This window comes from Nocardioides luteus (assembly GCF_014648595.1).
Lineage (GTDB): Bacteria > Actinomycetota > Actinomycetes > Propionibacteriales > Nocardioidaceae > Nocardioides > Nocardioides luteus.
The window spans coordinates 150,686-163,970 of the sequence record NZ_BMRK01000002.1 but is presented as its reverse complement, the minus strand read 5'-3'; the positions used below and the strand labels follow the sequence as shown (position 1 = coordinate 163,970).

Below are 13,285 nucleotides of genomic sequence, written 5' to 3'. Positions count from 1 at the left end.
CCATGGCGGGATGACCGACACGAACACCCAGATCCTGCTCCGCGCCCGCCCCGTCGGTGAGCCGACCGCCGACGACTACTCGATCGTCACGACCGAGGTGCCGACGCCCGGTGAGGGCGAGGTGCTGCTGCGTACCAAGTTCCTCTCCCTCGACCCCTACATGCGCGGCCGGATGAGCGACGCGCCGTCCTACGCCGAGCCGACCGCCCTGGGCGACGTCATGCCCGGCGCCACGGTCGCCGAGGTCGTGGAGTCGCGGGACCCGTCACGGTCGGTCGGAGACGTGGTCCTGGCGTACGGCGGCTGGCAGGCCTACTCGGTCGCGCCCGCCAAGCACACCCGCCGTCTCGACCCCGAGGCCGCGCCGGTCTCCACCGCGCTCGGCGTGCTGGGGATGCCGGGGTTCACGGCGTACGCAGGGCTGACCCAGATCGGGAAGCCCCAGCCGGGCGAGACCGTCGTGGTGGCCGCGGCGACCGGGCCGGTGGGCGCCACGGTCGGACAGATCGCGAAGATCCTCGGCTGCCGCGCGGTCGGCATCGCCGGTGGCCCGGAGAAGGTCGAGCACCTGAAGGAGCTCGGCTTCGACGCCGCGCTCGACCACCGCGCGCCCGATTTCAAGGACCAGCTCAAGGCGGCGGTCCCCGACGGCATCGACGTCTACTTCGAGAACGTCGGCGGCCATGTCTGGAACGCGGTGCTGCCGCGGCTCAACAAGTTCGCCCGGGTGCCGGTCTGCGGGATCGTCGCCCACTACAACGACACCGCCGCCCCCGAGGGGCCCGACCGGGCTCCGGGGCTGATGCGCCACGTGCTCAACAAGTCGCTGCTGATCAGGGGTTTCATCCAGGACGAGTTCGCCCGGGCGCATCAGGGCACCTTTCTCACCGAGGCTGCCGGCTGGCTCGCCGAGGGCAAGCTCCGCTACCGCGAGGACATCACCGAGGGGCTCGAGAACGCACCTGAGGCGTTCAACCGGATGCTGCGCGGTCAGAACTTCGGTAAGACGGTGATCAAGGTCAGCTGACCTGGGGTCCCGCCGATGAGGTGCTCTCCGGGTCCCCCTCGGGTGGCGCTCCATCGGCGGTGGGCTCGGGGGCGGGCTCCTTGAGCGAGGGGTACTTCACCGGATCATAAAGCGTGCGGAGATGCTCTCTGATCGCGAGGTCCGTCGGCATGACTTCGTCGTTCTCGAACCTCACGATGCAACTGGTCACCAGTTCGTCATGCGTCGACTGGGTTTCCTCGGTTGGCTCGCCGTAGACCGCGACCGCGCCGGCGGCACATGGATCGGTGAGAGTCTCTTCTGTCGTGGCGTCCGGCTTCTCGGTCGGAGGATCAGTGGGTGTCGGGGTCGGGGTCGGGGTTGGTTTAGTCGTCGACTCCCCGCCCGACGTGTTGTCACCGGATCCGCTCTCGTTCTCGTTGCTACCCGTGTTGTCGGGTTCAGACGACTTGCTGGGCTCCGGTGCAGGCGCATCGTCGGCGGCGGTGTCGGTCTTCGTCTCGGTCGTCGCCTCCGGATTGGTCTCGGACTTCGTCGTCGGCTTGGGCGTCGGGGTGTTCGACGTCGCCGGGAGCGCGGAGACGCGCGGCCGTACGGTGGAGGGCACCTCGCGGTCGACGTCCGGCGAGCCCGGGAACTCCCCGTTGCGGTACTGCGCGGCGATCTTCAGCACGGCGGTGACGTACGTGTCGCTCTGGTTGTAGCGGTAGACCGCGGAACGGGCGCCGGAGTCGGTGCTGACGTCTTCGCTGCCGGCACAGAGGAATGCCGCCGTGGCGACGGCGGCATCATCGATGTCCTGGGGGTCACGGCGGTTGTCGCCGTCGCCGTCGGCTCCGGCGAAGGTCCAGGTGGAGGGGATGAACTGCATCGGTCCGACCGCGTGGTCGTAGACCGTGTCATGGTCGTAGAGGCCGCTGTCGGTGTCGCGGATGACCGCGTAGCCGCCGGCGCCGTTGAGCTGCGGGCCGATGATCGCAGGGAGCGCGAGACCGTTGGAGTTGAGCTCGCTGCCGCGGAAGCGACCGTGGTTGCTCTCGACCATGCCGATCGCGGCGACCAGGGCCCAGTCGAGACGGCAGGCGCCGTCGGCGGCGGTGAGCACGGTGGCCGAGCGCTGGTAGGCGGCCAGGGCGACCGGCGGGATCGCCATCTCCTCGGCGTTGGAGGCGAGCTTCACCGCGTCGCTCGGGGTCAGGTTCTTCACCCCGCCGAGGCCACCGGAGATGCCGAGCGGGTCCTGGAGCGCACCCGGGTCGGGCAGGTCGGGCTGCCGGTGACCGGTGTCGAGACTGCCCTCGTTGGGCGCGAGCAAGGCGAAGGCAGCGGTCAGCGCGACGGCGGCAACGGCCCGAGGACCGATGCTTGCCAGCGCCGCTGTGCTGATGCTTCTGGCCCAACGTCTGCGGGGTGCTTTGGTCATGCCGGTCTCACCTCATCCACGCGTGGGGGACGTGTCTGGCTCACGAGCCTACCCGGGTATTCCGGTCTGGCGACAGGTTTGAGAAATCCGATTCCCCACGATCGATGACCTAATGGCACTCTTCGGGTGTGAGACGAACTCTGATCACCGGAGGGACCCGCGGCATCGGCGCCGCCATCGCGCATCGGCTGGCGGCCGACGGGCACGAGCTCGTGCTCGGCTATCTGTCCGACGCGGAGTCCGCCGCCGCGACGCGCGACGAGATCCGGGCGCTGGGGGTCTCGTGCGAGATCGTCGGCGCCGACATCACCACCGACGCCGGGATCGCCGCTCTCTTCGAAGCGGCCGGCCGGGTCACCGGCGTGGTCAACAACGCCGGCGTCACCTACCGCTACGCCCCGCTCGTCGAGACTCCGACGGACGAGATCCGCAGGACGTACGACGTCAACCTGGTCGGTCCCACGCTGGTCGCCCGCGCGGCGGTCTCCGCGCTCGCCGAGAACGAGGACGGCGGGGTGATCGTCAACATTTCCTCGGGTGCGGCGACGCTGGGATCGCCGGGAGAGTACGTCCACTACGCCGCCGCCAAGGCTGGCATCGACGCGCTCACCAAAGGTCTGGGGCTCGAGGTCGCCTCGCGTGGCATCCGGGTCGTCGCGGTCGCGCCCGGGCTCACCGAGACCGACCTGCACGCCGCCACCGGCGACCCGGGCCGCATCGAGCGGATGGCGCCGCAGATCCCGCTGGGCCGCGCCTCCACGCCCGAGGAGGTCGCCGAGGCGGTCGCCTGGCTGATGAGCGACCAGGCCTCGTACGTCACCGCGACGACGCTCCGGGTGGCCGGCGGGCGTTGAGCACCCGTCATGGAGTTGTCGCTCGTGTCGCGCGACGTGGCTCCGCCGGATGACAGACAATTCCCTCATGAGGCCCCAGGTCGTCGCACACCGCGGCGCCAGTCACGAGATCGCCGAGCACACCCTGGCTGCGTACGTCGCGGCCCTGGACGCCGGGGCGGACGCCCTGGAGTGCGACGTGCGGCTGACCATGGACGGACACCTCGTCTGCGTCCACGACCGGCACCTGCGCCGCATCGGCGCGCGCGGGCTGGTCTCGGAGATGACGCTCGGCGAGCTGCAGGCGATCGACTTCGCCGCCTGGAAGAACGGGTTCTGGGACGGTGAGGACGAGCAGCCGGACCGGGACATGCGCGGCGTGCTCACGCTCCATCGGCTGCTGCGCGCCGTGCGCGACTACGACCGGCACATCGAGATGGCGATCGAGACCAAGCACCCGACCCGCTACGGCGGGCTCACCGAGGGCCGGCTGGTCGACGTGCTGAACGACTTCGGCTGGGCGGGGCCGGGGAGCCCGGTGCGAGTGATGAGCTTCTCGTTCACCGCGCTGCAGCGGGTGGAGCGGCTGGCCCCCGGCGTACCTCTCGTGCAGCTCATCGACCGCGCCGCCAACTGGTCGCTGCTGCGCCACACCATCGGTCCGGAGTGGTGGCTCGGCGCCGGCATCGACATGCTCGCCGCCCACCCGCGTCTCGCTCGCCGGCTGGCCTCGAAGGGTCGCAACCTGCACGTCTACACGGTCAACACCGAGGAGCAGCTCAAGCTCTGTCTCGACCTCGGCGTCAAGGCGGTCATCACCGACCGGCCGGGGTTCATGTTGGAGCTGCTGGGCGGCTGATCCAGCTGTAACACGCTGTTACACCGACTATCCGGTCGTTCTGATAGGGCGAACAGTCCTACGAACGACGTGTTACAGGGAGCGGGGCGCGGCAGGTTAGGGTTTGGCCGTGGCCAAGAAGTCCCGAGTCAAGAACCGTCAGGCGGCTGCGGCCCCGGCGGACGGTCCCAACCCCCGTGCGGCCTGCCCGTGCGGGTCCGGCAAGCGCTACAAGGCGTGCCACGGTGCTGCCGGTGGTGCCTTCGTGGGGCGCCCGTTCGAGGGGCTGCCCGGGGAGTGCGACCTGGTCGCGCTGCGCGAGCTGGTGCCCTCGGCGACGGTGTCGCTGTCGGTCAAGGGCTACGAGTCGACGCCGGTCACGCTCGGCACCCTGCTGCCCGGCGCCGCGCCGGCGATGTCGCGCGACTCCGGTGAGGTCTGGGCGGGGCTGCAGGTGCAGCACAACTACGGCGACGTCTCCCGCGACATCGCGGCGGCGCTGGTGCAGGCGCTCGAGGCGCGTGCGGCCGGTGAGTCGGGGGTGTTCGGGCTGACCACCGCGCCGGGGCCCGGCCCACGGCTGCAGGACCTGGTGACCGACTCCTCGCTGGACGTCACCGTCCACGAGGGCTTCGACTGGTGGCTCGCCGACGTCGAGGACAAGGGCGACTTCGAGCACGCCCTCGAGCACGCCAACGAGTCGGTGCTGCCGACCCTGCGGCTGACCTCGGTCGAGGCTGCCTACTGGACCTCGGTCGGCTCCAAGGAGCACCTGCGCTGGGTCATGCCGGAGCCCGAGGACGCGCTGCTGACCGCGCTCGCGCGGCTGCACGTGGCCGGTGACGACGTGATCGTCCCCGACGCCCGCTTCGTCGGCATGTTCCGCGCCCACGGGCTGCTCGCTCCGGTCTGGGACCTCCCGGTCGGCACCGGCGCCGAGGCGCTCGAGGAGCCCGCGGTGGCGTTCAAGAAGCTGCTCGACGAGGCCCTCGGCGACGACTCCGAGATCACTCCCGAGGTGCGCTCGGCTCGCGCCGGGCTCGCCAACCGTCAGGTCACCATCCGCTGACGGCCTGGATGCTGACCGAGGTACCTCGGTCAGCATTCACTTACTTCGCGGAGTTCCGCGAGGGGAGCGACAGTTCACCGAGTTACCTCGGTGAACATCCACCCCGCTACGCCTGCTCGACCGGCATCCACAGCTCGCACGAGGCGTACGTCTCGGTGAGCTCGAGGTAGCGCAGGACGGACGGGCCGGGGCGGAGCCGCCAGGGGTTCGAGGGGAACCAGTCGGTGGCCGTCGCGGCCCAGAGCTGCTGGAGCGCGTCCGGGTGCGGGCCGCTGGAGGCGAAGACCGCCCACGAGCCGGCCGGCACGGTGATCACGTCGAGCCCGTCGGGCACCTCGGCTGATGCCGAGACGGCGACGCCGTGCAGGTAGGTGATCATCGATCCCTCGGGCGCATCGGGTGAGGGTGACTCGGTGACGGCCAGGATGCCGGCCGGGTCGGTGTCGTTGAGCGATTTGAGCCGGACGTGCTCCTCGGGTGCGATCGAGGCGATGTGCTCCTGGATGTGCGGGTTCACGCCTTCGTAGATCAGCGGCACCTCGGCCGCGTGACCGACGAGCCGCAGCTCGGGCATGTCCTTGATGGTGACGTCCATCGGGGTGCTCCCTTCGACGCTCAGGCGGAACCTGAGCGTGGGTTGTGTGCGTAGCGGACCACCGGATCGACGTACGTCGGCGGGTGCCGAGCCGTGCACAGCACGGAACGCGCGCCCGAACGCCTCGGTCGAGCCGTAGCCGTAGCGCACCGCGACCGTCAGGAGGTCGGGGGCACCGGCCACCAGGTCGGCGGCGGCCATCGTCATCCGACGACGGCGTACGTAGTCGGACAGCGGCATCCCGGCCAGCGCCGAGAACATCCGGCGCAGGTGGTACTCCGTGGTGCCGTGCTCGCGGGCGAACCGGGCGATGTCCAGATCGCCGGGGAGGCCGTTCGTGAGCTCCGCCTCGACGAGCTCGACCAGGGTGTTGAGTGTGCCGATCATGTGGTCCTCCTTTCGCACACAAGCCTCGCTGGGGAGGACCTGCTCGCGCCCGACTTTCCTGGCCCGGTTCGGTCGGCTCCTCGGTCGGCCCGTCAGTCGGCCCTTCAGTCGGCTTTGCCGGGGCGCAGGCGGAAGGCCTGCAGGCGGGAGTAGCCCTTCACGCTCGTACGCCGCATCTTCTCGACCCGGAGGTCGTCGACGTCCTCGAGCGCGGCCGCCGCGTTCTCGTCGACGATGACCGAGGAGGGCCGGGCGACCGTGGTGAGCCGGGCGGCGATGTTGACCGTGGGACCGAAGACGTCACCCAGGCGGAGCACCACGTCGCCGTAGGAGATCCCGGCTCTGACGTGGGGGAACGGGTTCTCCTTGTCCTCGCCGAGGATGACCAGCTCGAGCGCGGTGCGGGCGGCCGCCTCGACGTCCTCGAAGGTGAAGAAGACCCCGTCGCCGAGGTATTTGATGACCCGGCCGCCGTGCTCGACGACGACGTCGGAGCAGGTGTCCTCGAACTCCTCCACCCAGTCGACGAGCTCCTTGTCGCTGAGCCGCTTGGAACGGGCGGTGTAGCCGACGATGTCGAGGAAGCCGACCGCCAGCGGCACCGCGGTCGAGTCGGCGACGGTGAGCATCCGACGGGCGGCGCTGACCAGGTGGCGGCGCCAGACGTAGTCCTGCAGCGACTCGACCAGGGGAAGCACCTGCGCCGTCAGCGCGACCAGGTCCTCGACCTCGTCGCCGCCGCGCTCCCGGGCGACCTCGGCCAGCAGGGAGGTCTGCCACTCGGCCAGCCGGGCGTAGGACCGTCCCCAGGTGCGTACGAGCGCGGCCTGCCGGTCCTCGCTGAGCACGCCGAGGCGGATGAGCTCCTGGGTCTTCTTCAGCGCCTCGACGTCGGCCTCGGTGAAGGCGAGCTCGGTGTCGTCGGCATGCGGGAAGCCGAGGTGGTGCCAGAGGTCCTCGGCGACCTCGAGGGGCACGCCGGCCGCACCCGCGACATCGGCGCGGGTGAGCGTGGGCTCGCGGCCGAGCACGAACGCCTCGACCAGGGCGAGCGCCTCGGCCAGCTCGACGTCCGCCTCCAGGCTGCGGCCCCGGCCGGCGTGCTCCTCGGCCTCGTGGGAGGCCTGGTCTTCGTGGGTCGGGTCTTCGTGGGTCAGGAGCCGAACCTGTCCTGGGCGACCTTCTCCAGCGCCTTCGCGAACGTCGGCATCTCGACCGACAGCTGCTGCAGCATGTCGGCGCTGAGGTGGATCAGGTCGAGCGGGGTGAGGGCCACGATGGAGGCCGTACGCAGCGACCCTCGCAGGATCGCCGCCTCCCCGATGATGTCGCCGGGACCGCACTGGGCGATCTCTTCCTTGTCCCGGCGGACCGAGACGGTGCCGTCGAGGATGATGTAGGCCTTGTCGGGAGGGGTGTCCTCCCAGATCGGCGACCAGCCCTCCGGCAGGTGCACACGGGTGCCGGTGGCGCTGATGTGCGCGATCTCCTTCGGCGTGAACATGGAGAAGAACGACTCGGTCACGAGGTTTTCCTTCGGTCGGCTGCGGTGGGGGCTGCCGCTGGGACGCGGCGGTTGCACGGAACAACGATGTTGGCGGGCATGGGTTACCCGCCGGTCACCTCAGTCAATCAGGTCAGCGGGTCGCGCGCGATGGGACAGCTCATGCAGCGCGGTCCGCCGCGCCCGGAGCCCAGCTCGGTGCCGGCGATCGCGATGACCTCGATCCCGGCGGCCTCGAGGGCCGAGTTGGTCTGGGTGTTGCGCTCGTAGCCGACCACCACGCCCGGCGCCAGGGCCAGGGTGTTGTTGCCGTCGTCCCACTGCTCGCGCTCGGCGGCCACCGGGTCGAGACCGGTGTCGACGTGGTGGAGCTTGTCGATGCCCATCGCCTCGGCCGCGACCTCCAGGAACGGACGCGGCGCGGCGATGTCGAGCTGGTCCTCGTCCGCCGGGGTCACGGCGTACGCCACCAGCGAGTCGACCGCGTTCGGGTAGATCACCATCTTGTCGGTGTTCACCAGCGTGGCGATGGTGTCGAGGTGCATCGTCGCGCGCTCCTGCGCGATCGGCACCGCGAGCACGGTGTGGGCGAGCCCCTCGGCGAAGACCTGGCGGGCGAGCCGCTCGGCGCCGGCCGGGGTCGTCCGCTCGCCGACGCCGACCGCGACGACACCGGGCGCGAGGAGCAGCACGTCGCCACCCTCGACGTGCTCGAGGTGGGCGCCGTGCAGCCGCGGGCTCTCCCGGAAGCGCGGGTGGAACTGGTAGATCAGCTCGGTCAGCGCGGTCTCACGCTTGCGCGCGGGCATCGCCAGGCTCGTGACGGTCGCGCGGTCGCGGATCCACACGGACGAGTCGCGCGTGAAGAGCAGGTTGGGGAGCGGGTCGATCAGGAAGTCGTCGTGGGTGAGCAGGCTGGTGACCAGACCGTGGCCGCCGCGTACCTCGTCGTTGCGGACGCCGGCGGTCAGGTGGTCGGTCAGCTCGGCGGGGCCGGCGTCGGCCAGCGCGCTGCTCAGGTAGGCGCGCAGCGTGTCGCCGAGGGTGAGCGAGCCCAGCACGTTCTCGAGCGCCAGCTCGCGCGCCTCGGGCACCTCGAGGGTCTCGGTCAGCAGGTCGGTCAGGTAGAGCACCTCGACGTCGCGATCGCGCAGCGCGGCCGCGAACGCGTCGTGCTCGTCCTGCGCTCGCCGGACCCACGGGATGCCGTCGAAGAGCAGCTTGTCGTTGTTGCGCGGCGTCAGCCGGGTGAGCTCCCGGCCGGGTCGGTGGAGCATTACCGTACGCAGTCGTCCGACCTCGCTGTCGGCGCCAAGTTCTACCATGCCGGGCAGCCTAAGCGACCCAGCCTCAGGCGAACACCTCGACCAACGTCAGGATCCCCAGGGCGAGGCAGACCAGGGCTCCGACGTAGTGCAGGACGTGCAGCTTGATGAACTTCAGCAGCGTACGTCCCAGCAGCACCGCGAGCCCGGAGACGGTGAGCAGCGCCGCCCAGGCGCCGATGAAGACCGCGACCGGCTCGTGGTAGCGGGCCACCAGCGAGACGCTCAGCAGCTGGGAGAGGTCGCCCCACTCGGCCGCGAAGAGGACCATGAAGCTGGCCAGGACTTGGCGGAAGCCGCGTACATCCTTGGCCTTCTCGGCGAACTCGCTGCCGTCCTCCTCGCTGGCGGTGCCGTGGTGGCGCCGGCCCTCGATGAAGAGGAGCACCGCACCGCCCAGGAAGAGCAGCGCCGCGATGACCTGGATCAGGCTGGTCGGCAGCAGCGTCGCCACCCCGCCGACGGCCACCGCGATCAGCGTCTGGATCGCGAACGCGGCGCCCACGCCGAGCCAGACGAACAGCGGGCGGTACTTCGTCGAGAGCACCAGCGTCGCCAGGAACGTCTTGTCGGGGAGCTCGACGACGAAGATCGCCGCGAAGGTGAGCGCGATGACGGTGAGGTCCATCAGGGTTCCGTTCCAGTTCTGTGTTGCCGACCCTCATCCTCGCATCCGTCCCCCCTGCTCGAGCCGCCTGCCTGCCCTCGTCGTGCCAGGAAGGGACCGTGTCGAGACCAACACAGTCGTGCCGAGCGGAGAGGGGACTGTGCCGGGGTCAGAGATCGAGGGCGGCGGCCTTCGCCTCGGCGAGGACGTCGATCGCCGGACGCCCGAGGGCGGCTGCAGCCCGGGCGACGTCGTCCCACTCGGGCTGGAGGTTGACGACCGCGTCGTCGAGGAGAGCGGCCTTGACCGCGATCTGCTGCCCGCCGACGCTCACCGTCAGCATCCGGCGGGGCAGGGCGTGCTTGACGACCTCGTGCTCGCGTACGCCGATCGTCGAGGTCTCCTCGAAGAACACCCGCCGGACCGCGGCGGCGGCCGAGGCCGGGACGAGGGCGTGGATCGTGTGGGCCGGGCGGCCCTTCTTCATCAGGATCGGGGTGGCCCAGGCGTCAGCGGCCCCGGCGGCGAGCAGCGCGTCGATGGCTCCGGGGATCAGCCGCGGGTCGAGGTCGTCGATGTTGGCCTCGAGGACGAGCTCGGTCTCGCTGGTGGGGGCATTTTCCCGCCATGGCGGGAAATTACGCCCCTCTGCCGCCGGATCCGCCCCGAAATTCCCGCCATGGCGGGAATTTGCCCCCGCCTCCTCCCCGACCAGCACCCGAACCGCGTTCGACCAGCCCTGCGGATCCCGACCGCCCGCGCCCACACCGACCGCGCGAGTCGTCATCAGCGGCTGCGCGCCCCAGGAGGTGGCGAGGGTGGTGAGCAGCGCGGCTCCGGTGGGCGTGCACAGCTCCATCGCCGGGTGGCCGGGCGCTCCCGCGTAGGACGGTACGCCGGTGAGCAGCCGCGCCACGGCCGGCGGTGGCACCGGGAGGGTGCCGTGCGCGGCCCGCACCGTGCCCGAGCCGACGGCCACGGGCGAGACGACCACCTGCGAGGCATCGAGCGAGACGAAGCCGGCACACACCCCGACCACGTCGGCGATCGCGTCCAGGGCGCCGACCTCGTGGAAGTGGACGTCCTCGGGCGGGATCCCGTGGACCTCCCCTTCGGCGACCGCCAGCCGCTCGAAGACCCTCAGCGCCAGCTCGCGCACCGGCTCGTCCAAGGACGCCCCGGTGAGCAGCGAACGCACGTCCGTCCAGGTGCGGTGCTGGACCGAGTCGGCGACCTGCACCCGCACCCGCGTCGCCGCCAGAGCACCACGCCGGACCTGCTCCGGCACGAGAACGACCGGTTCGGGCGCGACCGCATCGATCGCGGAGGCGATCAGGGACACCGGCACCCCGGCGCCGACCAGCGCGCCCAGCAGCATGTCGCCCGACGCCCCTGACGACGCATCGACCCAGACCAGGCTCATCGAGCCCGCCGTGCGATCCGGGCGGCGGCGACCCCGGCGCCGTAGCCGTTGTCGATGTTGACCACCGTGACCCCGGGCGCGCACGAGTTGAGCATCGCCAGCAGCGCCGCGAGACCGCCGAAGGAGGCGCCGTAGCCGACCGATGTCGGCACCGCGATCATCGGCACTCCGACCAGCCCGCCGACGACCGACGGCAGCGCGCCCTCCATCCCGGCGACGACGATCAGGCAGTCGGCCTCCTCGAGCTGGTCGCGGACGGCCATCAGCCGGTGGAGACCGGCCACGCCGACGTCGGTGATCCGTTCGGCGCCGGCTCCGTGGACCCGGGCCGCCAAAGAGGCCTCGGCCGCGACCGGGCCGTCGGAGGTGCCGGCTGCGACGACGCACACCCGCCCCTGCGGCTCCGGCAACGGTCCCAGGGTCACCGCGGAGGCCTCGGCATCGTGCACCGCCGTCGGCAGCTCGACCGCGACCAGAGCAGCTGCGGCGGGCGAGACCCGGGTGGCCAGGACGGCGCGAGAGGGATGAGCCTCGTGCAGCCGGCGGAGGATCGCGACGACCTGCTCGGGCGTCTTGCCCGCGGCGTACACGACCTCGGGGTCACCGGTGCGGCGCTCCCGGTCGAGATCGACGCGGGCGAAGCCGAGGTCGGCGGTCGGCTCGTCGTCCGCCATCGTTCAGAACCGGGCGGGGTCGGCGGGGTAGACCCCGAGCAGCTTCACGTCGGTCGTGAAGAAGGCCAGCTCCTCCAGGGCCCGCTTGAGCCCGGGCTGGTCGGGGTGACCGTCGACCTCGGCGAGGAACTGGGTGGCGATGAACTTGCCGTCGACCATGTAGGACTCCAGCTTCGTCATGTTCACGCCGTTGGTCGCGAAGCCGCCGAGCGCCTTGTAGAGGGCGGCCGGAAGGTTGCGTACGTTGAAGATGAACGAGGTGACCACCGGACCCTGGTCGGCTGGCGCCTGGATGAAGTCGGGCGAGAGCACCACGAAGCGGGTGGTGTTGTGGTCGGCGTCCTCGATGTCGGTGGCGAGCACGTCGAGCCCGTAGATCGATGCGGCCAGCGGCGGGGAGATCGCCGCCATCGTCGGGTCACCGGCCTCGATCACCTCGCGCGCGGCGCCGGCGGTGTCACCGGAGACGATCGGCGTGAAGCCGTGCTCCCGGATGATGTTGCGGCACTGACCGAGCGCGTGCACGTGGGAGTGGACCGTACGGACCTCGTCGATGTGGGTGCCCGGGAGGCCGAGCAGATGGAACCTGATCCGCAGGTAGTGCTCGGCGATGATGTGCAGGTTGGACTCGGGGAGGAAGTGGTGGATGTCCGCCACCCGGCCGGCCAGGGAGTTGTCGATCGGGATCATCGCGAGCGACGCCTCACCTGCCTCGACGGTTGCAAAGACGTCCTCGAACGAGGCGCACGGCACCGACTCCAGCTCGGGGTAGTGCCGCTGGCACACCATGTGAGAGTTGGACCCTGGTTCGCCCTGATAGGCGATGCGATGTGGCTCAGACACATCGACAGTCTAGATTCGCCCGCTGTGCTTGCTCTTGCCATTCTCAGTCTGCTGACAGCAATCGTCGCTCTGGTGCTCGCCGGAGCGGCCTGGCAGAAGACGAGGGACGTACGCCGCCCCGACCCCGCCGCCGTCGAGTCGCTGCCCACCGACGTCGCCGGTCTGCGGGCCGAGGTCGCGGCCCTGCGGGCCGAGGCGGCGAGCGACCTGCGCCACCTCGCGGTGGTGCGCTTCGACGCGTTCGGGGACGCCGGCGGCCACCTGAGCTGGTGCCTGGCGCTGCTCGACGACAACGGCGACGGGGTCGTGCTCACCTCGATCCACGGACGCACCGAGGCCAGGACGTACGCCAAGAGCATCAGCCGCTGGGAGTCGTCCCAGCTGATGTCGCCCGAGGAGGCCGAGGCGGTCCAGCAGGCGAAGCCGCGCCGCTGAGAGGCACGAAAACGACACCGGCACGCTCGGGCGTGGCGGGGGAACCGTTCCGAGCGTGCCGGTTTACAACCCGGGCTGCGGGTGGGACGGCCCGGGAGTCGACCACTGGTCGCGGGGGATTCCGACCAGTAGGTGGGTCTTGCCACGCCACCGGCCGAAGTCTGGTTTGAGCCCGGTCGATGACGCACGACTCGGCTCGCGCCGAGTCGCGTCAGACACCTTATGAACATTTACTGATCAACAAGACACCCCTGTCCGTCGAATGACACGGATCGGGACGAAAATCAATGCCAAATACGCTGGAATCATGCGGTATCTGGGAC

At 70.5% G+C, this 13,285-nt stretch carries 14 protein-coding genes; 5 read left to right on the top strand and 9 right to left on the bottom strand.

Features of this window, described 5'->3' with window-relative positions; all coding sequences use genetic code 11:
- Window positions 1-10: 10 nt before the first annotated feature.
- Window positions 11-1,027, top strand: coding sequence for an NADPH-dependent curcumin/dihydrocurcumin reductase (curA, locus tag IEY81_RS03215; RefSeq protein ID WP_189117014.1), 1,017 nt, complete (start codon window positions 11-13; stop codon window positions 1,025-1,027).
- On the opposite strand, the gene IEY81_RS03210 is transcribed toward curA, so the two are convergent.
- Window positions 1,020-2,429 (bottom strand): lytic transglycosylase domain-containing protein, encoded by a 1,410-nt coding sequence (locus IEY81_RS03210; protein ID WP_189117013.1) that lies wholly within the window; start codon window positions 2,427-2,429, stop codon window positions 1,020-1,022. The genes curA and IEY81_RS03210 overlap by 8 nt on opposite strands.
- A 128-nt stretch (window positions 2,430-2,557) precedes the next feature.
- On the opposite strand from IEY81_RS03210, the gene IEY81_RS03205 reads away from it, so the two are divergent.
- The 3 genes from IEY81_RS03205 (at window position 2,558) to IEY81_RS03195 (ending at window position 5,169) form a co-directional block, all read left to right on the top strand.
- Window positions 2,558-3,283: an SDR family NAD(P)-dependent oxidoreductase gene (locus IEY81_RS03205; protein WP_189117012.1), complete on the top strand. Its 726-nt coding sequence runs from the start codon at window positions 2,558-2,560 to the stop codon at window positions 3,281-3,283.
- A 67-nt stretch (window positions 3,284-3,350) separates the two neighbouring features.
- Window positions 3,351-4,121 carry a glycerophosphodiester phosphodiesterase family protein gene (locus IEY81_RS03200; RefSeq protein ID WP_229787283.1) on the top strand — a complete coding sequence of 257 codons (771 nt, stop codon included), beginning with the start codon at window positions 3,351-3,353 and terminating at the stop codon, window positions 4,119-4,121.
- A gap of 109 nt (window positions 4,122-4,230) precedes the next feature.
- Window positions 4,231-5,169, top strand: coding sequence for a DUF5926 family protein (locus IEY81_RS03195; RefSeq protein WP_189117010.1), 939 nt, complete (start codon window positions 4,231-4,233; stop codon window positions 5,167-5,169).
- 106 nt (window positions 5,170-5,275) lie between these two features.
- On the opposite strand, the gene IEY81_RS03190 is transcribed toward IEY81_RS03195, so the two are convergent.
- From IEY81_RS03190 to IEY81_RS03155, 8 genes are all read right to left on the bottom strand, one after another.
- Window positions 5,276-6,151 (bottom strand): AraC family transcriptional regulator, encoded by an 876-nt coding sequence (locus IEY81_RS03190; RefSeq protein WP_189117009.1) that lies wholly within the window; start codon window positions 6,149-6,151, stop codon window positions 5,276-5,278.
- Window positions 6,152-6,255: 104 nt separating this feature from the next.
- On the bottom strand, window positions 6,256-7,182 hold the full coding sequence (locus IEY81_RS03185) for an adenylate/guanylate cyclase domain-containing protein (protein ID WP_229787281.1): 927 nt from the start codon (window positions 7,180-7,182) through the stop codon (window positions 6,256-6,258).
- Window positions 7,183-7,304: 122 nt separating this feature from the next.
- Window positions 7,305-7,676, bottom strand: a complete 372-nt coding sequence (locus IEY81_RS03180) for a Crp/Fnr family transcriptional regulator (RefSeq protein ID WP_189117008.1) — start codon at window positions 7,674-7,676, stop codon at window positions 7,305-7,307.
- A gap of 107 nt (window positions 7,677-7,783) precedes the next feature.
- A complete protein-coding gene (locus tag IEY81_RS03175) occupies window positions 7,784-8,980 on the bottom strand; it encodes an arginine deiminase (protein ID WP_189117007.1) in 1,197 nt (398 codons plus the stop codon).
- Window positions 8,981-9,005: 25 nt separating this feature from the next.
- Complete coding sequence (locus IEY81_RS03170) at window positions 9,006-9,608, bottom strand: TMEM165/GDT1 family protein (protein ID WP_189117006.1); 603 nt, start codon at window positions 9,606-9,608, stop codon at window positions 9,006-9,008.
- A 148-nt stretch (window positions 9,609-9,756) separates the two neighbouring features.
- Window positions 9,757-11,010, bottom strand: a complete 1,254-nt coding sequence (gene larC, locus IEY81_RS03165) for a nickel pincer cofactor biosynthesis protein LarC (protein WP_189117005.1) — start codon at window positions 11,008-11,010, stop codon at window positions 9,757-9,759.
- On the bottom strand, window positions 11,007-11,684 hold the full coding sequence (gene larB / locus IEY81_RS03160; RefSeq protein ID WP_189117004.1) for a nickel pincer cofactor biosynthesis protein LarB: 678 nt from the start codon (window positions 11,682-11,684) through the stop codon (window positions 11,007-11,009). Before larB ends, larC begins: the two co-directional genes overlap by 4 nt.
- 3 nt (window positions 11,685-11,687) lie before the next feature.
- A complete protein-coding gene (locus IEY81_RS03155) occupies window positions 11,688-12,527 on the bottom strand; it encodes a prephenate dehydratase (RefSeq protein ID WP_189117003.1) in 840 nt (279 codons plus the stop codon).
- A gap of 24 nt (window positions 12,528-12,551) precedes the next feature.
- Here IEY81_RS03155 and IEY81_RS03150 point away from each other — a divergent pair, with 24 nt between their 5' ends.
- Complete coding sequence (locus IEY81_RS03150; protein ID WP_229787279.1) at window positions 12,552-12,962, top strand: DUF4446 family protein; 411 nt, start codon at window positions 12,552-12,554, stop codon at window positions 12,960-12,962.
- The last annotated feature ends 323 nt before the right edge of the window (window positions 12,963-13,285 follow it).

What these genes read in the sequence shown, in the direction of transcription:
- curA (WP_189117014.1), top strand. Translation starts at nt 11, where the DNA reads ATGACCGACACGAACACCCAGATCCTGCTCCGCGCCCGCCCCGTCGGT.
- IEY81_RS03210 (WP_189117013.1), bottom strand. Translation starts at nt 2,429, where the DNA reads ATGACCAAAGCACCCCGCAGACGTTGGGCCAGAAGCATCAGCACAGCG.
- IEY81_RS03200 (WP_229787283.1), top strand. Translation starts at nt 3,351, where the DNA reads ATGAGGCCCCAGGTCGTCGCACACCGCGGCGCCAGTCACGAGATCGCC.
- IEY81_RS03190 (WP_189117009.1), bottom strand. Translation starts at nt 6,151, where the DNA reads ATGATCGGCACACTCAACACCCTGGTCGAGCTCGTCGAGGCGGAGCTC.
- IEY81_RS03175 (WP_189117007.1), bottom strand. Translation starts at nt 8,980, where the DNA reads ATGGTAGAACTTGGCGCCGACAGCGAGGTCGGACGACTGCGTACGGTA.
- IEY81_RS03170 (WP_189117006.1), bottom strand. Translation starts at nt 9,608, where the DNA reads ATGGACCTCACCGTCATCGCGCTCACCTTCGCGGCGATCTTCGTCGTC.
- larC (WP_189117005.1), bottom strand. Translation starts at nt 11,010, where the DNA reads ATGAGCCTGGTCTGGGTCGATGCGTCGTCAGGGGCGTCGGGCGACATG.
- larB (WP_189117004.1), bottom strand. Translation starts at nt 11,684, where the DNA reads ATGGCGGACGACGAGCCGACCGCCGACCTCGGCTTCGCCCGCGTCGAT.